This window comes from Ginsengibacter sp., assembly GCF_057362405.1.
On the sequence record NZ_JBMQQG010000235.1, the window covers coordinates 26180 to 50641 of the forward strand.

At 39.3% G+C, this 24462-nt stretch carries 23 protein-coding genes and 1 tRNA gene; 8 read left to right on the forward strand and 16 right to left on the reverse strand.

All coding sequences use genetic code 11. From position 1 onward, the window contains the following. Window positions 1-53 precede the first annotated feature (53 nt). The 3 genes from plsX to ACO1O5_RS20015 form a co-directional block, all read right to left on the reverse strand. The gene (gene plsX / locus ACO1O5_RS20005) at window positions 54-995 is read right to left on the reverse strand and encodes a phosphate acyltransferase PlsX (RefSeq protein ID WP_486273422.1); all 942 of its coding nucleotides are present in this window, start codon (window positions 993-995) and stop codon (window positions 54-56) included. A 134-nt stretch (window positions 996-1129) separates the two neighbouring features. After that, entirely contained in the window at window positions 1130-1324 is a 195-nt protein-coding gene (gene rpmF, locus ACO1O5_RS20010; RefSeq protein WP_486273424.1) for a 50S ribosomal protein L32, read from the reverse strand. A gap of 21 nt (window positions 1325-1345) precedes the next feature. Further along, window positions 1346-1906, reverse strand: coding sequence for a YceD family protein (locus tag ACO1O5_RS20015; RefSeq protein WP_486273426.1), 561 nt, complete (start codon window positions 1904-1906; stop codon window positions 1346-1348). 188 nt (window positions 1907-2094) lie between these two features. Between ACO1O5_RS20015 and ACO1O5_RS20020 the strand changes: the two genes are divergently transcribed. Next, window positions 2095-3186: a DUF3810 domain-containing protein gene (locus ACO1O5_RS20020; RefSeq protein WP_486273428.1), complete on the forward strand. Its 1092-nt coding sequence runs from the start codon at window positions 2095-2097 to the stop codon at window positions 3184-3186. A 55-nt stretch (window positions 3187-3241) separates the two neighbouring features. Here ACO1O5_RS20020 and ACO1O5_RS20025 read toward each other — a convergent pair whose 3' ends face one another. After that, complete coding sequence (locus ACO1O5_RS20025; protein WP_486273430.1) at window positions 3242-4312, reverse strand: serine hydrolase; 1071 nt, start codon at window positions 4310-4312, stop codon at window positions 3242-3244. Between the two features lie 125 nt (window positions 4313-4437). After that, window positions 4438-6150: a DEAD/DEAH box helicase gene (locus ACO1O5_RS20030; RefSeq protein ID WP_486273431.1), complete on the reverse strand. Its 1713-nt coding sequence runs from the start codon at window positions 6148-6150 to the stop codon at window positions 4438-4440. 211 nt (window positions 6151-6361) lie between these two features. Here ACO1O5_RS20030 and ACO1O5_RS20035 point away from each other — a divergent pair, with 211 nt between their 5' ends. Continuing rightward, window positions 6362-7357, forward strand: a complete 996-nt coding sequence (locus tag ACO1O5_RS20035) for a hypothetical protein (protein WP_486273433.1) — start codon at window positions 6362-6364, stop codon at window positions 7355-7357. A gap of 49 nt (window positions 7358-7406) precedes the next feature. Then, window positions 7407-7985, forward strand: coding sequence for a porin family protein (locus ACO1O5_RS20040; protein ID WP_486273435.1), 579 nt, complete (start codon window positions 7407-7409; stop codon window positions 7983-7985). Between the two features lies 1 nt (window position 7986). Here the strand turns inward: ACO1O5_RS20040 and ACO1O5_RS20045 are convergent, their stop codons facing one another. Then, window positions 7987-8553, reverse strand: a complete 567-nt coding sequence (locus ACO1O5_RS20045) for an L-threonylcarbamoyladenylate synthase (RefSeq protein ID WP_486273436.1) — start codon at window positions 8551-8553, stop codon at window positions 7987-7989. A 5-nt stretch (window positions 8554-8558) separates the two neighbouring features. Beyond that, window positions 8559-9545, reverse strand: a complete 987-nt coding sequence (locus ACO1O5_RS20050; RefSeq protein ID WP_486273438.1) for a glycosyltransferase family 9 protein — start codon at window positions 9543-9545, stop codon at window positions 8559-8561. 75 nt (window positions 9546-9620) lie between these two features. Here ACO1O5_RS20050 and ACO1O5_RS20055 point away from each other — a divergent pair, with 75 nt between their 5' ends. Then, the gene (locus ACO1O5_RS20055) at window positions 9621-10433 is read left to right on the forward strand and encodes a 2,3,4,5-tetrahydropyridine-2,6-dicarboxylate N-succinyltransferase (protein WP_486273440.1); all 813 of its coding nucleotides are present in this window, start codon (window positions 9621-9623) and stop codon (window positions 10431-10433) included. 100 nt (window positions 10434-10533) lie between these two features. After that, window positions 10534-10617 (forward strand) — tRNA-Leu (locus ACO1O5_RS20060). A 71-nt stretch (window positions 10618-10688) separates the two neighbouring features. Here ACO1O5_RS20060 and ACO1O5_RS20065 read toward each other — a convergent pair. From ACO1O5_RS20065 to ACO1O5_RS20075, 3 genes are all read right to left on the reverse strand, one after another. After that, window positions 10689-11009, reverse strand: coding sequence for a hypothetical protein (locus tag ACO1O5_RS20065; protein ID WP_486273442.1), 321 nt, complete (start codon window positions 11007-11009; stop codon window positions 10689-10691). Window positions 11010-11111: 102 nt separating this feature from the next. Continuing rightward, window positions 11112-12473 (reverse strand): glucoamylase family protein, encoded by a 1362-nt coding sequence (locus ACO1O5_RS20070; protein WP_486273444.1) that lies wholly within the window; start codon window positions 12471-12473, stop codon window positions 11112-11114. Continuing rightward, window positions 12470-13909, reverse strand: a complete 1440-nt coding sequence (locus tag ACO1O5_RS20075; protein WP_486273445.1) for a GH39 family glycosyl hydrolase — start codon at window positions 13907-13909, stop codon at window positions 12470-12472. Before ACO1O5_RS20075 ends, ACO1O5_RS20070 begins: the two co-directional genes overlap by 4 nt. Before the next feature lie 523 nt (window positions 13910-14432). On the opposite strand from ACO1O5_RS20075, the gene ACO1O5_RS20080 reads away from it, so the two are divergent. The 3 genes from ACO1O5_RS20080 to ACO1O5_RS20090 all read left to right on the forward strand — a co-directional run bounded on the left by ACO1O5_RS20080 (window position 14433) and on the right by ACO1O5_RS20090 (window position 17896). Continuing rightward, window positions 14433-15659 carry a S1C family serine protease gene (locus ACO1O5_RS20080; RefSeq protein ID WP_486273446.1) on the forward strand — a complete coding sequence of 409 codons (1227 nt, stop codon included), beginning with the start codon at window positions 14433-14435 and terminating at the stop codon, window positions 15657-15659. Window positions 15660-15915: 256 nt separating this feature from the next. Beyond that, the gene (locus ACO1O5_RS20085; RefSeq protein ID WP_486273448.1) at window positions 15916-16593 is read left to right on the forward strand and encodes a response regulator transcription factor; all 678 of its coding nucleotides are present in this window, start codon (window positions 15916-15918) and stop codon (window positions 16591-16593) included. A gap of 37 nt (window positions 16594-16630) precedes the next feature. Continuing rightward, the gene (locus ACO1O5_RS20090; RefSeq protein ID WP_486273450.1) at window positions 16631-17896 is read left to right on the forward strand and encodes a sensor histidine kinase; all 1266 of its coding nucleotides are present in this window, start codon (window positions 16631-16633) and stop codon (window positions 17894-17896) included. Window positions 17897-18039: 143 nt separating this feature from the next. On the opposite strand, the gene ACO1O5_RS20095 is transcribed toward ACO1O5_RS20090, so the two are convergent. The 6 genes from ACO1O5_RS20095 to ACO1O5_RS20120 all read right to left on the reverse strand — a co-directional run. Next, window positions 18040-18834 (reverse strand): 3-keto-disaccharide hydrolase, encoded by a 795-nt coding sequence (locus ACO1O5_RS20095; protein WP_486273451.1) that lies wholly within the window; start codon window positions 18832-18834, stop codon window positions 18040-18042. 127 nt (window positions 18835-18961) lie between these two features. Beyond that, window positions 18962-20116 (reverse strand): Gfo/Idh/MocA family protein, encoded by a 1155-nt coding sequence (locus ACO1O5_RS20100; RefSeq protein WP_486273453.1) that lies wholly within the window; start codon window positions 20114-20116, stop codon window positions 18962-18964. 45 nt (window positions 20117-20161) lie between these two features. Then, window positions 20162-21208, reverse strand: coding sequence for a sugar phosphate isomerase/epimerase family protein (locus ACO1O5_RS20105; protein WP_486273455.1), 1047 nt, complete (start codon window positions 21206-21208; stop codon window positions 20162-20164). A gap of 51 nt (window positions 21209-21259) precedes the next feature. Next, window positions 21260-22477, reverse strand: a complete 1218-nt coding sequence (locus tag ACO1O5_RS20110) for a hypothetical protein (protein WP_486273457.1) — start codon at window positions 22475-22477, stop codon at window positions 21260-21262. Window positions 22478-22513: 36 nt separating this feature from the next. After that, complete coding sequence (locus tag ACO1O5_RS20115) at window positions 22514-23569, reverse strand: aldose 1-epimerase family protein (protein ID WP_486273458.1); 1056 nt, start codon at window positions 23567-23569, stop codon at window positions 22514-22516. 53 nt (window positions 23570-23622) lie between these two features. Then, the coding region (locus ACO1O5_RS20120) for a c-type cytochrome (RefSeq protein ID WP_486273460.1) at window positions 23623-24462 on the reverse strand (840 nt) is incomplete at its 5' end.

A 24462-nucleotide genomic window follows, 5' to 3' on the forward strand; every position in this document is an offset into this window, starting at 1 on the left:
GCCGGCAAATAAATGCACACTTTACTGATAATTGCAAATTTGTCGTTATAAATTTAATGGGAAAAACTACTTCTCATCTTATCGATCAAATTTTCATCAAGCATTTTCTTCGCAATTTTAATCATATTGTCAAATGCTTTTGCATGCGAAATGCCGTGACCGATAATCACGGGTTTGTTTACACCCAAAACAGGAACGCCACCATAAATTTCAAAATTAAAGCGGTTAAAATGCTCATCATTAATCTTCCTGTTTTGTACGATATCATAAATAGATTCTGCGAATTTTAAAATAACATTTCCGGTAAATCCGTCACACACGTAAACGTCAGCCTTATCCTTTAGAAGATCTCGTCCCTCGGCATTTCCAATGAAATTGATTTGATTGTTTTCTTTCAGTAACGGATACGCGGCTTGCGTAAGGAGATTTCCTTTTCCTTCTTCTTCACCTAAATTTACCAAGGCAACACGTGCATCAGGGATATTCAAAATATGTTTTGCAAACAAAGAGCCAAGTATAGCAAACTGGCTTAAATTTTCAGGCTTACAATCACTGTTAAGCCCAACATCAACCAACAAAGAAAGCTCGCCGTTTTCTTTAGGCAGATATGCGCCTATGGTTGGTCGTTGTACTCCTTCAATTGCCTTAATACTAAATAATGAACCCACCATCATGGCACCGGTATTCCCTGCGCTGATGAATGCATCTACCTTTCCAGTTGCTAATAAATGAAATCCAATTGCAATAGAAGATTGTTGCTTTTCCTTTAAGGCTTTTGTGGGATGTTCGTGCATCTCAATCACCTGGTCGGCATGAACCACTTTAATATTTTCAGAAGCTATTTTGTATTCAGTTAAAAGAGGATTTATTTTTTGTTCATTGCCAATTAGAACAAGGTTTACCTGCGGTTGCGGTTGCGAAAGAAAAAGTTGAATACCCTTTACGGCCTCCAATGGAGCAAAATCCCCACCCATCATATCAAGTGCAATATTCATAATAATAAGTTAACTGATGATGTTTTTAATAAAAGTAACGTTCATTGCGTTTACTTCAAATAAAAAATCCAAAAACAAAGTTGAAGTTACTCAAACTTTATTTTTGGATATCATAAATATGTAGAACCGATTGATTAGGCTTTCAAAGGCGCTTTCTCTGCAACTACTTTTCCCTTGTAGTAAAGCTTTCCTTCATTTACATGTGCACGATGGCGTACATGCGTTTCGCCGGTAGTGCTATCAACGCTCAAAGTTGGAGCATCGGCTTTATAATGTGTTCTTCTTTTGGCACTTCTTTGCTGACTATGTCTGCGTTTTGGATTTGGCATAACCGTAGATTAAAATATAAATTAATTGTTTTTTTTCTTAAACTGTTCTAGTCCCTTTTGCAGGGGATGATTATTTTCAATTACTCCCGACTCCATTTTTTTTAGCATAGAGAGTATTTCTCTATTACACTGAGGCCCACCCATTTCCTGTTCGCTACACATTCGCTGCATCGGAATACTCAGGGATACAAATTCATAAATCCAGTCTGCAAGATGAAGATGGCTTTCAGTTCTCGATATATAATAAATATCGGGATCTTCTTCACTTTCATTCATCTCGTCGGGGTTTTCAACTTGCTTTACCACCATGTTAAATTCGTCCCAAAGATTCATCGTTAACGCGTTTCCGCACCGGTCGCAAATAACATTTACACTGCCGCCCACTTCAAACTTCAACATCATAAATGACGTATTCTTTTCGAGCTTCAGTTTTATGATTGCTTCACAGTCGTTGAATTCGATTGCGGCACCACTATCCTGCTGGTAATCTGTAAAGAACTTTTGATCTACCTCGTAGTTAAACTCATGAATTCCAGGCTTTAAACCAACGAAGGCAATGTCAAACTTGCGCCTGTTTCCCATGATATCAAATTAAAAGGGGGGCAAAGGTAAGGAAAATCAATTAATTTTTTTCACAAAAACGCAGCAAAATTAGACATTTGCACAATCTCAGCTCTTAAAATCCTTTTAAACTTACTCTTTCAACTAACTTCGGCCATTGATGAATGCACGTTGATCGATTTTGGTTCTAAATTCCGTTCCTTAATTCTATGAATATTTTCAGCGATTTTAAAAGACAAAAATGGATTTGGTTAATAGCATTTGTGTTGGTAATTGGAATAAAATTATGGGGCCAAAGCAATGAGGGAATCGAACATTTTTATACAAACGATTTTTACCATTCATTTTCAATTGTTCTCAGATTTCTGTTCGGCTGGGTACCTTTTAGTTTTGGAGATATTTTATACCTGGTCGCTGGAGGCTGGATAGCTTGGAAACTGATAAAAAACCTAAGACTTCTTATTAAAAGAAAACTCACGTGGCATGTGCTCGTTAATAAATTGTGGAAGCTCGTTTTAGTCTTTGCCAGCGTTTATATTGTTTTCAATATTTTCTGGGGATTAAATTATAACCGAAAAGGAATTGCATGGCAATTGAATTTGCCGAAGATTAAATATGATACTGCTCACTTGGTAATGATACAGCAGTTGCTGCTGCAAAAAGTAAACGAAACCAAAGAAGCAATGATTGAGGGGAAGATTGTCTATCCAGGTAACAAAGACCTATTCGAAAGAGCAAAGAAATGTTATGAAGAAGCCGCAGACGTTTATCCTTTGATTCGTTATAAGAATAGTTCAATAAAATCTTCTTTATACGGGTGGCTGGGCGATTACGTTGGCTTTACGGGTTATTACAATCCTTTCACGGGCGAAGCACAGGTAAACACTACGGTTCCAAAATTTTTGCGTCCCTACATCACTTTGCACGAAATGGGACATCAACTCGGATATGCGAAAGAAAATGAAGCTAACTTTTCAGGATACCTGGCCGCTGCAAATTCTCATGACACACTTTTTCAATACTCAACTTACCTGGACCTTTTCGTCTATGCTAACCGTGAGGTATTTTATTTTGATTCAATAGCCGCCAAAAGTGCTGCAGCAAAATTGATTCCCGCAGTAAAAGCAGACCTATTGGAATGGCGCCGTTTCAATAAAAAATATACGAGTTTTTTTGAACCCGTAATAAGCTGGCTATATGGTAAATATTTGTTAGCCAACCAGCAGCCCAAAGGCCTTGGCAGTTATAACGAAGTGATTGCGACTCTAATGGCGTATTATGAAAAATTTGGGAAGATTTGATGTATTATCTGCGACGTAAGACGCGGTTTGTATGATGCAAAAAACCACCATCATTTTAGAAAATCATTTCTTTTCTGAAATTCTCGTCGGTTAAAATCTTTATTTCAAAATCGTTCATCCATTTTTGCAGCCTGACGTTTTCTTCACCGGTGAGATCATTAAAAAAATAAGCCATTTCAATCCTGGTTCCATTCTCAAGCGTTGCATACAATGCTTTTGTAAGTACAAAAATGGTAGAGCCTCCTTTCATGCCAGCATGCGAAAGCCATGTTTTATTTGCCGGGGCTTCCATTAATGTTTCCAATACTGCAGCGAGTATCGAATAGGTCTTTTCATCGAAATATTTCCTGTTATTAAGGATGGAACACAATTGCACATACTCTTTAGTGGTGGATGAAGGCAACCTGTCGCTCCATTCTTTTTGCATTTTTAAGGTGAGATCCTGTGGGCGGAATTTTTTCTTGTAGTTACTGTCGTTCTTTAATTCATTGTGAATTAAGAATGCAGCCCGTGCATAATCTTCGTTACTTAATTTCTCAATCACTCTTATAATTTTATCCTCAGCTATTTTTTTGGGATTTTGGTATAAGAATAACGAAGACACCAAAGGGTAGATGGGTGTATGCTTCGTCAGGCCTAAAAGTTGCAGGTTGTTTTGTATATTTTCAAATCCCAGCAGATCCATGAGATACTCGGTATTGGCATTGCTGCTGAAGATAATCATACCTCTTGCCACGTCAATTAATTTCACGCTGTCATTTGTTATATGGCCCAGTTGCCTTTCGTATACTACCCATTTCGGGTGTGCATCACCGTCAGTATTTGGTAAATAATATTTGTCCAGTTCGCTTAAGGGAACCCGTTCATTTTCATCAAAAACATTATGAGCAGCCTGTTTGGAAAATTCAATTGCTACAATAATTTTTACGGTGCTGGCCAACGGCATTAATTTATCTTCATTTAGTTGGGCAATTACCGTATCGTTTTTTCTTAGAAAAAGAGAAGACCTCGCTTTATTTTGTTTAATAAAATTGAGCAATGAATCGGCCGTTGATTGAGAATAAAGAAACGAGGATGGAATTGAAACTATCAGGAAGCAAAACAATAATTTGATAATATTTTTCATGTAAAAATATTTGAGTGCGATAAACAACCGGGATAACGAAGTAAAGTTATCTGCCTGAAATAAAAAAAGCATTTAATACAAATGCTTTGAAAGTGGTTATAAAAAATAAAAAATAGAATTAGGAATTAATACCTGTTTTCATTCACAGGAATTCTTTTTCTGCCCTCATTTGGGGGTCTTTTAAAACCGCCGTCCGCTTCGTTCATTCTAATCAATCGTCCATTGTATTTTTTCCCGTCCATACTTTTAATCATTTTTCCGGCTGCCGATTTATCTATTTCCACCCAGGAGTTCATATCCCGAAGATCAATTTTACCTAACACTTCTTTTTTAAGATTGCTTTCATCTAAAATGAATTGTAAAAAGCTGGCTTTATAAAAACCATCCTTTGTACCAAGATTAATGAATAATCTTGTGAATCCGTTATCCCTGTTATAAGACGGTCTTTCTCTACGGGCTCCGCGATCACCACGGTTATTATTATTATCAAATTTTCTTTCCCTCGAATCAGTCCTTGCGTTCAGGTCGTCGGCGTTTTCATAATATTTTAAGAAATGATCAAACTCAAGTGCGGCAACTCGCTTTAATACTTCTTCTTTACTTATGTCAGCAAATTTCTTTTGCAGGTCGGGCATGTAAGTTTCGTAATCACCATAAGATGTATCGGCATTAATAAGTTTATCCATAAAAAAGAAAAACTGTTTGCGACATACATCTTTTCCGCTCGGTATATCAAGCCGGTGAAACTGTGCATTCACCATTTTTTCCAGTTGGCGGATTTTAAATGCTTCCCTGCTGTGGCAAATGGATATGCAAATACCACTCTTGCCAGCCCTTGCTGTACGTCCGGCCCTATGTGTGTAAACCTCTATGTCATCAGGTAATTCAAAATTAATAACATGTGTTATTCCTTCCACATCAATACCTCTGGCAGCAACGTCGGTAGCAATTAATAGCTGGATACTTTTCTCCCTGAACCTTTGCATTACTTTATCCCGTTGCTGTTGCGTTAGATCACCATGTAAGGCCTCAATATCATAGCCTTGTTTTACCATTCTTTCTGTGATATCCTGGGCGTCTGCCTTTGTACGGGTAAAAATAATTCCGTAAATGCCGGGATTAAAATCTATCAGCCTTTTCAAAGTTTCAAATCTCGATTGGGCAGGTGTTATAAAGTACTGATGATCGATGTTTACATTGGCGGTGTTTTTTTTGCCAACGGTTACTTCCTGCGGACTGCGCATGAAATTTTTCGAGATCTCACGAACAGATGAAGGCATTGTGGCGCTGAAAAGCCAGATGCTTTGCCGGTTAATTGTATTTTTTAGAACGAAATCAATATCGTCCCTGAAACCCATATTTAACATTTCATCTGCTTCGTCGAGCACAACATATTTCACTTTTTGCAGATCGATAGCTTTTCTTTCTATCATATCAATGAGCCGGCCCGGCGTAGCGACAACAATGTGAACTCCTTTTTTGAGTGCACGTATTTGCATCACAATAGAAGCGCCACCATATACTGGTTCCGCAAGAATATTGCGTGAATATTTTTTATAGTCCTGGATGTCGCTGCATATTTGTAAACAAAGCTCGCGGGTAGGGCATACGATCAATGCCTGTGGGTACTTGTTTTCAGCTTCAACTAACTGTAATAAGGGCAACCCAAAGGCTGCTGTTTTTCCGGTTCCTGTTTGTGCCAGTCCTACAAAATCTGTAGTGCCCGATAATAAAATAGGAATCGCCTTAATTTGTATAGGAGTGGGCGTATCAAAACCAAGATCAGTAACAGCCTTAACAAGGTTTTCATTCAACCCAAGACCTTCAAATTCATTCATTTTTAAATTTTATTTTGGGCGCAAAGGTATGCTATTAGCCTGATAGTAATAAATCATGGCTTGTTAACAGGTGATATTTTGAAGTCGTCATCACTTGTTTATCAACTACTGATTAAACTTAATTATATTTTTGGAGTCTGTTCCAGGAGGTCTTTTGAAAAGGATAGAATTGCTCCTGTAATGAAATGGCATTTTTTTTAATTTACCACCTATGCGAAGAATTTTATTGTTTTTTCTTACAGGAATTTTTATGTTTTCAAAATCGGACGGGCAGCTAAGTCCTTCAGATCAACACATTCTGGATTCTTTGTTGCAAAATGATGAAATGCTTAAAATGATAAATAATTACGATAAAAATCCAAGTTACTTCCGCGTAAATGTTGGTGTAGGTAATAATCTTTATAGCAGCCAGGATAAATCAATCGAATCGTTACAAAATTCTCAAAGATTTGTATTTAGTCCTTCTGTGGGATATTATCACAAAAGTGGTTTCGGTATTTCATTTGCCGGCTTCTTATTGAATGACAACAATAAAACAGATTTCTATCAATACACACTGACTCCATCTTTTAGTTATAAAAAAGGCAAAATTGCGGATGTGTTGGTGTCTTATACCCATTATTTTGAGAAGAGTAAATACACGAATTATACTTCACCAATACAAAATGAATTTTACGGTAATATTCTTTTTAAAAAGCCATGGTTGAAGCCAGGAATTTCAGTTGGATATTCTACAGGCAAGTTCGATCAATCGGTTCATATCGACACCACGATCAGTATTTTAAATCGTTTGTTTCATATCGTGTACAGTGATACCGTTAGTGCTAAAATTTCATCTTATTCGGTCGCCGCAAGTGTTGAGCATTCTTTCCTGTTTTATAATTTGTTTACCATTAAAGACGGGATAATTATTACGCCACAACTTTCTTTGATTAGTGGAATCAATAAGTATGTGATGACCCATACCAGCAGTCTTGATTATTACAATTCCTATACTAAAAAGGCTTTAACAAGAATACGTCATTTTCAATCCCAGGGAAACAACAATAGCTACCGGTTGCAATCACTTGGCTTTGACCTTGATGTCAATTACTCTATAGGCAAATTTTATTTTGAACCCGACCTTTATCTTAACTATTATTTACCAGATACGAATGATAACAGGTTTACCCAAATATTTAATTTTAATATCGGAATAACTTTTTAATATGCTCTATGGCATATTAATTGAATCATCACCCTAAAAATCACTTATTATGAAAACGACACTTCTCACGTTTGCTTTATTGCTATTTATTGGCTCCTCTGCCTTTTCCCAGTTTAGTTTGGGAATTAAAGCCGGCGCCAACCTCGGTAAAATTGAAGGCCAGGCATTTAAAGATGAATTCGCATTAGGCTATCATGCCGGAGCCTATGCGACCATTCCTTTAAGCAAAAAATTTGCTATTCAGCCAGAGGTATTGTTTAACCAGATCAACAATGATACAACATCAAGTTTTAGTGATGTGTTCAAAGTAAAGAATGCCAGTTCAATACAATTGAAATATCTCAGTATTCCGCTATTGCTTAATTATAATGTGAATAAAATAATTACAATACAGGCAGGCCCGCAGTTTGGCGTTTTGATGAACGAGAATGATAATCTCTTACAAAACGGACAGAATGCTTTTAAAACAGGCGATTTTTCGCTGGTAGGTGGCTTACAATTGAGGTTGCTTAAATTCAGGATATATGGAAGATATGTCGGCGGAATGACGGATATCAATCACATTATGAGCAGTGCAGCATGGAAAGCATCTGCCATTCAGTTGGGTGTTGGACTGTCCATTCTATAGGTCACCTGATTTTGACAATTTCATTATTATCCAACATGATAATGGAAGATGGCTGATGCAGAATATTTTCATCCTGGCGGTGTTGAACGATATAATCAACACCGCTTTTTATTTTGGGACTAACCATGCCGAAATTTTTCGGCGGTGCATCTCCCGAAATATTTGCGGACGTAGATACTAAAGGTTTTTTTAAATGCTGAAGTATTGCTTCACAAAATGCGTCTTTAACGATTCTAATGGCGATACTTCCATCTGCGTTTATGAGTTCCCGTGGTAAATTAATGGCATTGTTATAGATAGCCGTAGTTGGCGTTTTTTGCCGGGCGATAAAATCTATAATCTTTTTTGACGGATGCAGAACATATTTTTTGATGTCATCTTCATGCGCCAATAATATTATCATTGATTTTTTTTCTTCTCTTTTTTTAAGCTCGTATATTCTTTTTATAGCGCCTGCATTTGTGGCATCGCAACCGATTCCCCATATAGTGTCGGTAGGGTATAAAATAATGCCGCCTAGTTGTAAAATATTTATTGAGTTAATAATATCACTTTCAAATTTTTCCATATTTTTTACGAAAGAGTTGATAATAGTTGAGATGTTTCAATAGTAAGTGCGCATTTAAAATGCCCTAGTGGACAAGCTTTCAGCCCATGCAGCGAGCAAGGCCTGCACGTCAGATTTTCTTTTGTTTCAACTATAAACGATTTTGATGATAAGGGGTAAAAACCAAATGCCGGAATTGTTGAACAAAAAATCGCCGTCACCGGCGCATCAACTGCGGACGCAAAATGCAAGGGTGCAGAATCATTAGTATAATTCATTGCTGCATTTTTCATTAAAGCAACTGACGAAAGAAAATTTAATTTGCCTGCAAGTATTTCAATCTTATCGGTAGATAAAGCTGCCTTGATTTTTTTACACAATGTTTCATCTTCTTTTCCACCTAATAAAAATATGTTGTATTGCGCGGGGAAACTGTTGATGAGATCAATCCATTTATCTACAGGATATTGCTTGGTAAACCAAACACTTGCCGGCATCATACAAACATACGGTTGCGAAGTATACTTTTGTGTTTCAATATAATTTGCTGCAGAAGGGTAGAGGCGTGGTTTGGTAAAACTTTCATCTGTAAAATGGGCGATCAATTCATTGTTTCTTTCAACCTCATGTTTCTTATTCGAAAGATCGTGTTTTATTTTTCTTGTAAATAGAAAACTAAAAGGGTTTTTATCGAACCCAATCTTTTCTTTTGCTCCTGAGAACGCTGTCAGCATACCGGTTGAGACAAACCGTTGCAGGTTAATTACCTTATCATATTTTTCTTTCCTTATTTTTTTTAAAAGAAGAAAGAGATTCTTTTTCTTCTTCTCTTTTTTGTTCCAAACCAATACTTCATGCAGAAATGGATGATTGTTTAAGAGTCCTTCATTTCCTTTTCTTACCAAAAAATCCAGTTGCGCATTGGGGAAAAAGCGATGGAGCTTTTCAAGCAACGCGGTTGCCAATACTACATCGCCCGTAAATGCAGTTTGTATTACAAGAATTTTTTGCATAAGTGCCGCAAAGTTATCAATTAATCATTTGCAGATATTTTGTGTTTACACATTATGTTTGCAAAAAATCAAAATATGGATTTAGAAAATCTTGTTAAGGAAGCATGGAACAGCCGCGAATTACTGAAAGACGAAAAGTACAGCAATGCTGTACGCAGTGTAATTGAAAAAGTAGATAAAGGCGCTCTTCGTACAGCCGAACCCGGTAGTAGCGGATGGAAAGTAAATGAATGGGTAAAACAGGCTATCCTTTTGTATTTCGGCATACAGCAAATGGAAACTTATACTTTACCACCATTTGAGTTTTATGATAAAATGAAATTAAAAAGTAATTACAAAGAATTGGGGGTTCGTGCCGTACCTCACGCCGTTGCCCGTTATGGCGCTTACCTGGCAAAAAATGTGGTGTTGATGCCCAGCTATGTAAACATTGGCGCTTATGTTGAAGAGGGAACGATGGTGGATACCTGGGCAACAGTTGGCAGTTGTGCGCAAATAGGAAAGAACGTACACCTGAGTGGTGGCGTAGGTATTGGAGGCGTACTGGAGCCTTTGCAGGCAAGCCCGGTTATTATTGAAGATGGTTGTTTTATTGGCAGTCGTTGCATAGTTGTTGAAGGTGTAAGAGTGGAGAAAGAAGCTGTATTGGGCGCTAACGTAGTACTGACGCAGTCCACAAAAATAATTGATGTGAGCGGAAACGATCCAGTAGAAACCAAAGGCGTAGTACCGGCCCGTAGTGTTGTAATTCCGGGAAGTTATCTAAAGAAATTTCCGGCGGGGGAATATAACGTTAGTTGTGCGCTCATCATCGGAAAACGTAAGGAAAGCACGGATAAAAAAACAAGCCTCAATGATGCATTGCGAGATTTTAATGTGAGTGTATAAATAATTTGAAGATGGCTCAATTTCTCAATGTGAAAATTTATGAATCAAATCTGCAATCCATTTTCAAATTGCATTATTTTCACATTTTCAAACTAACTAAGCCCGGGTGGCGAAATTGGTAGACGCACTGTGTTCAGGTCGCAGCGTTCGCAAGGATGTGCTGGTTCGAATCCAGTCCCGGGCACTCAAGAAGCCTTATAAAGTAACTGCTTTATAAGGCTTCTTTATTTAAAAAATAGTTGAGGTGACTAATTTTCATATTCTTTCACTTTGATTCAAAACTGATGAGACATTCGAAAGATGCAATGGTGTTCCGCCCCGAGGATCAACACCCAACTTTATTTTTGCATGACGAATGGTCTCCATGTCAATAATAATTCCAGGATCGGTGACATCGTTATTCGGAAAATCATAACGGTGTATCGTATACGCTTTAATCGCTTCATCAACAAGAAATTCTTTATATTCCGATGCAAATGGCTTGTATAATAGCAAGAAGATGATTTTCGTTAAAAAGATTTTTGAATGAGGATCGTAATGACCAGCCGCTCCAAACGAAACTTTTTTAGCAGCCACAGATGCACCAGGTTTTTCTGCGTAATCATCTAAAACAAGAGGGTGTATTGTTGACTAGTATATTTAGTTTTGCCGATTTTCCTGCTAAAGGTGATATTTTTATTATTCGATTTTTTTTGATATTTCTTCGTCGAGCCAGCCACCGCTGAAACCAGCCCTGCGCAAACCATCTTTAATATGCGGACATTTTTTCATGATGTTCCATATCAATCCTGATCTATAGTTCTCAATCATTAAAATAACCGGCCCCTGGTTCAATCCGAATTGCCATTCAGAAATCCAGCTATGGGACTTCGTATTCTTCTCCGGAAAGGTTGGATTATAGCTGGCATCAAAACCATATGCATGATGTTTTTCAAAATCAAGCTTTTCTATAGCATGACACATTGTGCTCAGCACAACCTTTGGCAGAAACGGGAGGGAAGATACAACAGCCCACGGTGAAATGGTCCCATCATCCGGTCCGAAGGGAGCGCCTCTTGCTATATAATTATAAAATCTTCTTTTAACACCGTTAACCTTTCGGGTAGCTGGCCCTGGACCGTCGCTCGCAGTAAATCCCCAACCGTTTTCTCCATAATGCTCGAAGCCCAGCGGATTATCTATAGCATATTTTTGCTGAACTAATGTAGCACGTCGACTGTTTTCAAAATAATCAATACCAATCTCTCTATTCAAATCATCATAGATGCCCTTGCAATCCAGCCAAATTTGAGACATCTGGTGAATAAAGAGCGGGCCGGCATAAATACATTCTATACCATATAATTTTTTCCATTCAAAAGTAGAAGTCCATTTTTTATAGCCGGCAGAACTAATTGAAAAAGTAGGAGACCCAAGAGCCAGTATATAGATAATATGTGCCTCGCTATATTTTTTATTCCAGCGGAAACGAAGAAAACCAGACTCAGGTTTCCAGCCATGCGAAATAGAATCTTTCCCGTTTAACGCCCATTGCCAATCCACCCGTGCATAGAGTGCATCAGCTAAATCGCGTATTTCAACTTCGGATTTATTGTCACCTGTGAAATAATATCTTGCCGTCAATATCCCGGCTAATAATATGGCCGTATCCACGGTGGAGAGTTCACTTTTCCAGGCCCTCTTCCCGGTTTCCATGTGAAGAAAGTGATAATAAAATCCTTTATATCCTGTTGCATCCGCTTCGGTTCCCTGGTAGCTGTTATTAAAGAATTTTAAAACTTTCAGCGTTCTTTTTATGGCTTCAGCCCGTGTTATAAAGCCGCGTTCAACGCCTGCCACGTAGCAGCTGATTCCCATGCCTGTAGCTGCAATACTTGCAGGAGTTCCGGGTTGTGTTTTATCCGCAATCAGCCCGGTTGTGTCATTTGCCTCTTTTAAAAAATAGGCAAAGGTTTCGCGTTGCAAAACATGAAGCATTTCATCATCCGAACCTTGTGGATATGTATAGGGTGATTCTTTTGATCTTTTTGATTGTTTCATTCAGTTTCCAATGTTATAAAAGCGACTCCCTGAGGTGGTAATGACACAGTCATCAATAATTTACCTTTTTCCTGGCTGGTTTTAAATGGCTCCATTACAAGAGCAGAAGCTGTTTCTAACGCTGAGACTTGATTAGGTGTTAGGCTTCCGGGGCTGCCCATAGTCAGCCATGTTTTTCTTGCATTTGCATGATCGTCATCTATTCTTTCTATAAACGCAGTCTTTATTTTTTTAATCTTATCTATTTGCAATTTTACGATTTCTGTTTTAATAGGATGAAGCGGCAATGCCCAGTTGGTGAGTATAATATGTATTGCCTTGTCTTTACGCACCATCCAAACATCTACCGTATCATGCTTGCCAAAAACTTTTAATATTTCGTTGCCAAGCCTGTGGAGCAATTGGTATGCACGGTAGGCAGGTTTAGGAATTCCATAAATATTCAGCAGGCCAAAGCCACCATGAAAAGGAATAGATGAAAAATAATTTTCTTCAAAGATGTCGGAGAAGGTCCAGTAACTGTATCCGTCTACAATTCCATTCGCCTCAATTACCGTTTTAATAATGAAGCAGGCGGCATAAGGCATGTCATGCAGTTCATCAAAGGGATTGGAAGAGGTGCACCATTCTGTATAATACAATGGCTTACCTAATGCCTGTTTTTTCACCTTCTTCGCCTCTTTTTGCAACACACTGCGCCGGCTTTTCGCAAGCTGCGTAATGGTATCATCACCCGGTTTGCCAAAAGCATCTGTAGGGTAGTGATGCGTGGAGATAAAGTCAGCAGGCACATCATTCTTATTGCAGTAATTCACGAATTCTGTTATCCATGCATTGTCGGCAGTAGCGGGCCCGCCTACTTGTAAGCACTTGTGTACACTCTTAATAGCAGTAGCAGTATGGTGATAAAGTTTAAAATAATCAGCCTGTGTTTTTTTCCAGAAAGCATCGAGGTTTGGCTCGTTCCAAACTTCAAAAAACCATTGGCTCACTTCATTGAGTCCATATCGGTGCACCCAATGTTGCACCAATTTTTGTATCAGCGTTTCCCAATTGTGATAATCTTTGGGCGCGGTCACATTTCCTTTGTAATGAAAAACTGTTTCAGAACCGGAGCCCAACGCATTTGGCATAAATGAAAATTCCACAAAGGGGCGCATACCGATAGAAAGTAAAAAATCACAAATTTGGTCCGCATTGAAAAATGAGTAAACGAGGGCATTTTGTTGGTTCACCAACGTGCCCATGTCATCCGAAAGAATACCGTGGAAGCGCACATGCCTGAAGCCAAGTTCCCTGTTACATCGAGTTAATTGTTGTTGCCAATCAGCACGCAAAGCCATCGTTGCGTGGCTGCTGCCCACTGTGTGTTCCCAAAAATGGGGTAAGTTGACAGATGCGTGAGTGACGTTGCATTTAAAATTAACATGTGACATACCAGGAATCTTTTTAAATATTTTAAAAATGGGTCGAGGGTAATTTTTTACCCATATTTATAAGATCAACGGACGCATAACCCAGCTGTAGTTGCCTTTGCATCGGTTGCCTTTAAGAATACATGTAAACTCAATATAGCTATGTGAAGGCCCGGAGTTGTTATTGCATCTTTAACGACCATTTTATGATGAATACAAACCGACCCTCTAATGTTGATTTGAAATTACAAATGATACTAACAGGTTACAACTGTTGTACCATAGTGTAAAAAAGCTGCCTGAAAAAGTTATTTGTTAAATTTTTGAAAGAATGTTTCATGAGTAGACGAAGGAGTCAGGAAACAATTCCTAAGGAATATAACGGTGACGGGCAAATGAAGATTAAACGCATGAAAATAATTGCGAGACACGTATTGAGTCGTTGTTTATGACTTATTACGTTTAACATCCTCTTTGCAATTTTCCACAGATTTGCCACATAAGTAAGTTTCACATTTGTTATATAATCAAAAAAAATAACGACATGAAAATTAAGCAATTCATCGCTGTCCTTCTGGTAAGTGCAGCTACTTTCGCCGGCAGTGGCTGGATATATGGTAAGTACCATCAACATGATCTGTTGGCTTCAAACATTCCGGCAACTTCTTCCATTTTTAAAACAACAAAATATACTGGTGATGCAGCCAGCGTGCCCATGACAGATTTTGAAAGTGCAGCGGCTAAAGCTGCTCCGGCGGTTGTACATATAAAAGTGCTTAAAGCGGCGGGGAGCCAGGGGTTTAATCCATTTGGGATTATACAGGGCGATGGAAATAACAGCGGCGATGCACAACAAGTGGCCTCAGGATCAGGCGTTATCGTTAGTGCCGATGGTTACATTGTAACAAACAACCACGTAGTGGACCATGCAGATGAATTACTGGTAACTTTGAATGATAAGAATGATTATAAGGCAAAAGTTATAGGGACTGATCCAAGTTCTGATTTGGCCGTTGTTAAGATTCAGGGGAACAATTTTCCGCATCTCAGTTTTGCCAATTCAGATGATGTTCGCGTAGGTCAGTGGATACTCGCCATCGGCTATCCGTTAAATCTTGAAACGACCGTTACGTCCGGCATTGTAAGTGCCAAAGCAAGAACGCTCGGTATCAATGATCGCAGCAGCAATGCACCAATTGAATCTTTTATTCAGACAGATGCGGCAGTTAACCCCGGTAACAGTGGCGGTGCTTTGGTTAATACTAACGGTGATCTAATTGGCATCAACAGCGCTATTGCTTCACCTACAGGTTCTTTTGCAGGATATTCTTACGCAATTCCTTCTAACCTGGTAGCAAGAGTGGCAAGTGATATTATAAAATACGGCAGCGCCAAAAGAGCTTACCTCGGTATTTTGTTTGGAAACGACGAGATGAGTGAGGCTGACCGCCAAAAAAATAATATTCCCAATGGCAATGGTGTATATATAATTGATGTCGCTAACGGTAGTGCCGCAGACGAAGCCGGTATTCAGAAAGGTGATTTTATTACTAAATTAAATGGAGTAACTATTAATACGGGAACCGAATTAGTTGGAAAAATCTCAGCTTTCCGTCCCGGTGATAAGATAGTTCTTACCTACATGCGCAATGGAGTTGAAAATAATACGACAGCGATATTAAAAGGTTCAGCGGGCAATTATCCGCAACAGCAACAACTGCTGCAGCAGCAAGAACAACAACAGCAGGACCAACAGGATCCTGACCAATAAAGCATTAATAGGATTATAAGTAGTTTTGTCAGTGTCAACACGAGGAAATCGGTTTTTTTCTTGCAATGAAATAAATTAAGAATACTGTAATCCTATGAAATCCATGCCCGTCTCATGAGAGACGGGTTTTTTAATAAGGTTTAGGTGCCAAATTATGGCATAGAATTCATTACCAGTAAACCAAATTGCCCGTTGTAAGGTTAGTAACTTTGCAGCAAATTCATTCGTTGCTCGCAACCGGAATAATATATTGATAATGAAAATTCTTATAATAGAAGATGAACAGGCACTGCAGGAATCTATTTTAAAATACCTGGAACACCAGGGCTTTATCTGCGAAGCTGTTAGCGATTATTTAAAAGGAAAAGAGAAAATTACTCAATTCGTTTATGATTGTATTGTTGTAGATATTGGCTTGCCTTTTGGAAGTGGATTAGATATCGTGAAAGAAATAAAGTATATGGAGTCGAAAGCTGGTATTATTATTATTTCTGCAAAAAATGCCCTGGAAGATAAACTGAAAGGACTGGACTTGGGAGCTGATGATTACCTTGCAAAGCCCTTCTATTTGTCTGAACTAACGGCTAGGATAAACGCAATAATAAGACGAAGAAATTTTGGAGGTAGCAAAGTGATCACTTTTAATGAAATTAAGCTTGATGCCGAAGCGCAAAGAGTTACAGTGAATAATAAACCTGTCGATCTCACGGAAAAAGAATACCAGCTACTCGAATATTTTATTGCTAACCAGCGCAGGCTGCTAACCAAAGGAGCGATAGCAGAACACATCTGGGGCGATGAATATATGCATGTAAGTAATTTTGATTTCATCTATACACATATAAAAAACCTGAGAAAGAAATTGTTGGATGCACAAGGTGGCGACTATATTAAGACCGTGTATCGTTCAGGATATAGATTTACTGATAATTAATGGGAATTAGTTGCCTTTTAGTCATCCGGGATTAGTTATGAAGCTTCTTACAAAAACCACCTTATACTTTTTAGCCGCATTGGTTCCTATGCTGGCCTTAGCAGGATTTTATTTGTTTGATCAATTCAGCAAAGAAATAAATTACCGCAGCGATAAAGAACTTATAAGCGATGAAATGGTGTGGACTCAATATCTTGAAACTGAAGCAGAGAATGGAACAACTTTTATTTTAAAAACACCTGACCTTTCAATTTTTCCTACTGATGATGCACCTGCCAGCGATCCGACACTTACCAATACTTATGGATACGGCATAAAGGGACGTGATAAAATCCCTTACCGTCAGTTATCGCAGGTGGTTGCCATTAATGGCAATTCTTATCAGATTACCATCAGGCAATCACAGGAACAAAAGACGGCTTTGGTAACAGCTGTTACCCGGATCATGTTGTTTGTATTCGTTGGATTATTTGGTGCTACATTAATTTTCAATTGGGCAATCAGCAAAAGATTATGGAAACCTTTCAGGCATTCGCTAAATAAAATACGAAGCGCGGAACTACAAAAAATGGAAGCCATCCATTTTGAAAAAACGAATACCGAGGAATTTAATGAATTGAATGCTTCCCTGAATTACATGACCGGTAAAATGTATAAGGACTATGTGAACATGAAAGAGTTTACAGAAAATGCTGCACACGAGATGCAAACACCTGTTGCTGTGGTTCAAAGTAAACTCGAGTTGCTGCTACAGGATAATAATCTAAGGGAAGAACAGGTGCAATCCATCCTACTGTCAGTAACCACGCTTAGACGGTTAAGCAATTTAAATGAGGGCTTATTATTGTTAGCTAAAATAGAGAACAATCAATATGAAACCTCAGAAGAAATAAGTTTGGTATCCATAACCGAAAAGTACCTACGTCTTTTTGACGAATTTATTAAAGAAAAGCAACTGATGATCAAAACAACATTTCAAGACGATTTCATTATTAAACTGCATCCAATTCTTGCTGATTCGTTGATCACAAACTTGCTTGGCAATGCCATTAAATACAATTATAATGGCGGAAACATAGACATTATCATTTCTGCAAAGAATTATCATATCAGTAATACCAGTACGGTGAAGCCGATATCCACTGAAAAATTATTTATGCGCATGAACAGTTCGAAAGACATCGATGAACGATCAAACGGGCTGGGGTTGGCTATCGTAAAAAAAATTGCCGATGTAAACCACCTGCAAATTATTTACGAGGCGCAAAATGGTGTGCACAGTTTTGACATTGTAAAAGCTTAGGGCCTGCAAATTTTTAGCTAACCTTCAGCTATAACAAATTCTAATTTTTTATTTCAATTTTAACCGGGTAACCCTGACTTCACTTTCCTTATAGCGTCAGTATTTTTCATAATCAGCGGCAAAACTCTTATAAGCTATCGTCGTTACTTGATTTCCTTTAACATCATGTTCTTAAACTCCACTTTCATTATGTGCCCGGCATGCATTTGCAATCCCAACAATCCGGAGAATTTGCGATTGGTAGTATCGTTATCGGTTATATCGCACATCAAAATTCCATTAATGTAATGTTGTAAGTGATTACCTTTTATTATTAAATGAAATTCATTCCAGCCCTCCTTTATGTCTGCTTTTAATGAATCAGCATTGCCTAATGAACCTGTTACAATTGATGGTGTCCAGACATTACCTTTTGCAAGTGAAGACACTGGTTCTGTCACTTCAGGCAAGGTAACTTTTTGTCCCCGGAAGGCTACAATGCAGCGCTCACGCTCTTCATAGTTTTGACCGGTATATTGATTTGCTCCATCTATATCGAACTGGTAACCTTTTAATCCGTAGGGAACATTCTCTACTTCACTGCTGCGGTATTGGATGCCACTATTGCCTTCGGCAGAAATTTCGTACGCTCCTTTAAGTTCGAAGTCGGCGGGCGAGCCGCCTTTCCATATAAGAAAGGTATTAGCTTTTAAAGGGGTGGAAGCAGCCGTTACCTGGCCGGTTACAACGCCATTCACCATTTTCCAAACTGCGGTATCTCCCTCCCAACCATCAAGGGTTTTACCATCGAAAAGGTTAACAAATCCATCTTCATTTTGAACTGCATCGTTTTTTTGTGAAGCAGGTTCTGATGATGAATTACAACTTCCAAAGATGCATAATGAGAATACGGCACAAAGGCATAGTAAACGTTTTGATAGTGGGAAATGTTGAAGCATAAGTATGAGATATGATTGTTTAAAAAGTATTAGTCCAGTGCTGATTTTTGTCGCCGGAATTTTATTTGAACTATTAAGTTTCTAACCTTTAATTATATTTTATGAGCTTACAATTTTGAATAATTTTTTACCATTCGACCTCGGTTTTTTTCCAGCTTCCAGATGATGCAGATTCCAGCACTGACTCGCAAACTTTTTGTGTTTGAAGTGCGTCTTTAAAAGTTGGAGCGCAGGGAGCTCCGTTTTCAAGGCTCTTTAAAAAGTCGGCTGCCTGGTGAACAAAACTATGCTCATATCCAATTGACAAACCCGGCACCCACCATTTATTCATATAAGGATGATCGCCATCCGTAACATGAATAGAACGCCAGCCACGAACTTTTGATTCATCAGCATGATCAAAATAGTCAAGACGGTTAAGATCGTGAAGATCCCAGGCAATTGATGCATGTTCACCATTAATTTCAAACGTATATAAAGCCTTGTGGCCGCGGGCATAGCGTGTTGATTCGAAAAGACCTAAAGATCCGTTGTCGAAATGACAAAGAAAAGCACAGGCATCATCAATGCTTACCTTTTCAACTTTGCCTGTCAACTGGTGCATACGCTCTTTTATAAAAGTTTCGGTCATTGCGGTTACATCTTTAATTCCACCATTCAGCCACATGGCCGTATCAATACAATGAGCAAGAAGATCGCCTGTTACGCCCGATCCTGCCACTGCGGCATCCATGCGCCACAAGCCTTCTCCTCCTTGTGGTAAATCGGCATTGATAGTCCAATCCTGGAGAAAGTTAGCACGGTAATGAAAGATCTTACCCAACTTTCCGGAATCTATAATTTGTTTGGCTAAGGTAACAGCGGGGATGCGCCGGTAGTTGTACCATACGGAATTTTTTACACCTGCTTTTTCGACCGCATCTACCATTTGTTTTCCTTCAGCCAACGTACGTGAAAGCGGTTTTTCTGTAAGTACCATTTTGCCTGCAGCAGCGGCAGCAATAGCAATTTCGGCATGCGTATCATTCGGCGTGCAAATATCTATCGCATCAATATCATCGCGTGATACCACTTCTTTCCAATCTGTTTCAAAAGATTCATATCCCCATTGCTCTGCAAATGCGGCTACTTTATCTTTACTGCGTGAACACACCGCTTTTAATACAGGGCGATATTCAAGTTCCGGGAAAAAGTTGGGAACACGATTATATCCATTAGAATGTGTGCGCCCCATAAAGCCGCAACCTATTAGTCCAATTCTTAGTTCTTTCTTTTTTGCCATTTTGAATGTCATTTAAAAGTTTTATAAATCCGGGAAGCGATTCAATTAAGATGCCTCATACCAACCATGTTTCTGTCGAACTTTTATCATTGTGGCCAATATATCATTCCACGTTTGTTGCTTCGCCATCACTTCGTTGGGGAACATACAACCATCCCAGCAAATGTGCCTTAATGTTTTTGTGAGCTCGCCTTTTTCATCGCGGAGCCAGTATCCTGCATCGTGCGCAATATCTAATTTTCCATTCGGGTCCAATGCCTGGCAATGACGGCCGGTTTTATCATGTGCACCCGATCCAAAAACAGTTCCATCGTTTTGTGCTACGTGAAAATCAATAGTCCACGGGCGGAGTTTATCAGTAAGTGTTTTAAGCGCTCCATTAAAAGTTTCACGATCGGCCCAATCGAAATCTTTAGGTAATATGCGGTCTTCAGGACTATTAACTCCTAACAGATATAATAGCGTGTGTGCCATATCTGCCTGGAAACCGATGTTAGGACGGTCGACAGATTCCAATGTATCAAGCATTGCTTTCCAGCTATGCATACCACCCCAGCATATTTCCCCTTCGGCAGCAAGTTTTTCACCGTAGTCGGCTGCAACATCGCATGCTTCGCGAAAAGTTTGGGCGATAAGTTTTGTGTTATTTACAGGATCGGCAAGCCAGCTTTCGGGGCTGCTTGCAGAATCAATACGAACGATCCCCGATGGACGTACACCAGCTTCGCGTAATTTTTTTCCGTACCTGCAGGCCTTACGGACTATCTCAACAAAGCGTTTGCGATCTTCTTTACTTCCCATTGCTGAACCGCCGGTCGGAGGCCAGATGGGAGCTACGATACTTCCAATCTCAAGGTTAAGAGCGGATACCTTATCGGCCAATTTTTTAATATCATCATCAGTGCCGTCGATAGGAATATGAGCATCAAAAAGGTCGATATCAATACCATCAAATTTAATTCCGTCAACTTCTGCATTTGCAGTTAATTCAAGTAAAGTATCTAAAGAAATGATAGGTTCTGAACCATCACCTTTTCCCACAATGCCTGGCCATGTTGCATTATGTAGTTTAGGATAATTATTCTCATTCATAGCAAAAAACGTTTTATGATTTTAAAATTCTTTTAATTATTAATTCGCCATTTATTTAACTACCAAATCCGGGTTACCGGGTCCAAAATGTTTTAGCATTACGATAGGATCTGTGGAGGACGCATTCACAATTTTTACGCCTTCGATAGCCGCTTTTTCGGTTACAAAAAATTCATCAAAAGTTAATTGACCATAACGAATGAGCGAAGGCGTTTCTACATTCCATACGCCCATTTTTCCATGTCCCTGCATCATGATCATACCGTAGGCTCCGCTATCCCTGATGGTAACTGCTGCTCCGGGCAATACGGTAAGTTCTTTTGCGCTAAAGGCATCTGACCTGTAGCAAATCCAATTCTCACTATAGCCCTGTGCTTTCATTTCATCTATAGGCTTTACCGGCCTTGGCGCCATAAAATGATTCTCACGAATATTAGGATTTATGTTGAGATCCCAGTCTATTACTTCCATTAACTCATCAAAATCGCCTTTCTTATCTTCCGGTGTTCCGTTCCATAATAATTCTTCAGGTATAATTGCTTCATTCACCAAAGATTGGTACATGGCAAACACATCAGATGCTTTCTGAGGTTCATAAGTACACATACTTCCCGGTGCATGCAGCATGCCCGGGGGCACGTCCCAGCCGGTTCCGGGATCCAACCGGAACGCTTGTGAATAAGAGGTGATTTTATTATCGCCTTTTGTAAAATTAACCAGGCACTGACGGATTTCATCCCGGCTAACGCCGGGTGAGATTCCAAAAAACGTATAAGGAAAATCCCCGCCATGGTTGTTTAATTGCGGTGGAAAATAATAAGCTTCGGGCTTGCCTTTTTGTCCTATCAAAGCAGCCTTTTCATCATTATGATGAATGTGATGAGGCAGTGGACCCATGTTGTCAAAGAATTTTGAATATAGCGGCCAACTCTTATGTTCATCCCACAGCCGGTTGCCTATCATCTCGCCCTTTAACTCATCTATCACATCCTTTAATAATATTTGTTCGTCTGAGGAACCATCGTTTACCACTACGGCACTCAACCCTTCATTCTTTCCTGTGAGAGGCCCGTTTTTTGCCGGGGTGGTCGATGAAAGCCAGCGCTCATCAATACCTCCGCGTGCGCCGCCGAGTACATAATAATCATCTGGATGTAATTTAATTCTTCGTCCGGGTACGCAAAATGAACGCGGAACCCAATTGGGAGCAAGACGTAAAATTCCTTTTCCCTGCTCTAATGCATTTGCTGCCAAACTCATATTTGCCATAGCTTATCGTTTATTTTATTAAATTAAAATCTGAATTTATTTTTTCAAAAATTCTTCAATGTCATTATTATTATTTAATACTTCTATTTCCAAATCATAGATCTTTTTCTCTCCGGGCGCCAGGTATACAAGGGTCTTGTCCTTCCTTGCTTTTGCCTGGCCTATTGGCGGATTTGTCCCGGGTTCCAATCCGGTAACATATTCTCCTTCACCCCAATGTTGCCAGTTTGTGAGCCACGGTAATTGCGTCTTATTAAATCTCATAACTACTGCCAGGCCAAGCCGTGCGTTATGCAAGCCGCAAGTACATATACCATCATCATTTGAATTAATATCAATGAAAGCAACTTCTTCTCCATTTCCATTATGTGCTTTCAATGGCGCAGGGCATTTATGAAAGTTGTTACCTTCCCTGAAAATCTTATCTTCTTTATCACTGCCCGGCGATTCCCATTTGCCGCTCCATATAATATTAGTCCCTTCATCAACCAAAGGCCAGCCAAAATTGCAATGATACAACAGCATGTGAGGAACCGTTGTATTACCCCTGTTTATAACTTCATCGTGAATTCTGGTAATGGCCCGGCCCAGAGTACCGGAAATGGTCCGTCGCAACTCCAGGTTTGGCCCAAATATGCTGGTCTGTTTTATAATTCCGCTAATACTAAACTCCAGATCGCCATCCACCGGATCGGGCTGCTTTATTGATATTAATTCTGCAGCAATGTTGCTTATTTGGCCATGCAGTCCGCGTTCTCCATATTCATCTTTCTCGGGGCCGCCAACATGAGTAAGTCCGCAGGTAACCAATAATCCTCCCCCGAAAGTGCGCAGCCATTCTATTCCGTTATTTGAAAATGGTTCTGGTGGCCGTATGCCTGTATTGCTGATCCATGCGAGACTGTGTTGATTGTGAAATGCATCCGCTATGTCCATTGCACGATCAATAACGACCTTATAGCGCAAACCGGTCCCGGTATTTATCCAGGCAATACGTGTTCCCCTGGCCGGCCCATTTTCTATTACAGAGATTTCAATTCCACCTAACTGTGCCGGGTTCGATATTTTATTTTTCCACTGTTGATCCTTCAAGATATTTTGTTCTATTATAAGCTAATCGTTACATCTTTTTACCAGGGCGACAGTTATTTAGCCGCTTTAAAAACTTTATTATTTTTATCACCTCCCGACTCCAGGTACGCCATCAGGTCTTTAAGTTCTTCAGGATTTAACCTATTGATTAACCCGGGAATCATGATAGATACGTTAGAAATTTTAGTTGAAACCACATCTTTCTTTGATATTTCCCGGAGCATTTGCGAAGCAAATGGATTCTGCGAAACATAGTATTTGTCATTATCTTCCCGAATGAGCCTTCCCGTTACAGTACTTCCGTCTTTCAAAAGGAAATTAGTTGCCGCATATTGATCTGATATTACTTTATTGGGGTCGATGATTGATTCAAGAATGTCTTTACCTGAAAACCGTGTTCCGAGTTGGGTAAGATCAGGTCCTACAGAACCGCCTTGTCCTCCTATGCTATGGCAGGCAATACAGAGTGATGCTTTAAACATTGCCCGGCCCTGATCGAAATCTCTACCCGATAAATTCTTTATCACAGAATCAGCCTCCTCCACGGTCCAATCTCTTCCTGGTCCTTTAGGCTGAATGTCATTGTCTGCCAAATGCTTTCCTGATCCGTTTAGTAAAGCGCTGCCTGAAATACTATCGTAAAGCGCATATTTTTCTTTTGGCGCATTTGCCAGCGCCATCTTCCTCGCCGAATTTATATAACCGGTGTAACTGTTTCCTCCTTTACGTTCCAGGAAGGTATTGAAGTATCTGAAATATTTTTCCCTTACATCAGGTGTCCACCCGGCTTTAGCCGAACTCAATACTGTAGCAAGATATATCTGCTGCGCAGGTGGCTGATTCGCCAACATTTTAGCTACATCCATTCCATACTGCTGATTTCGGAGAATCAG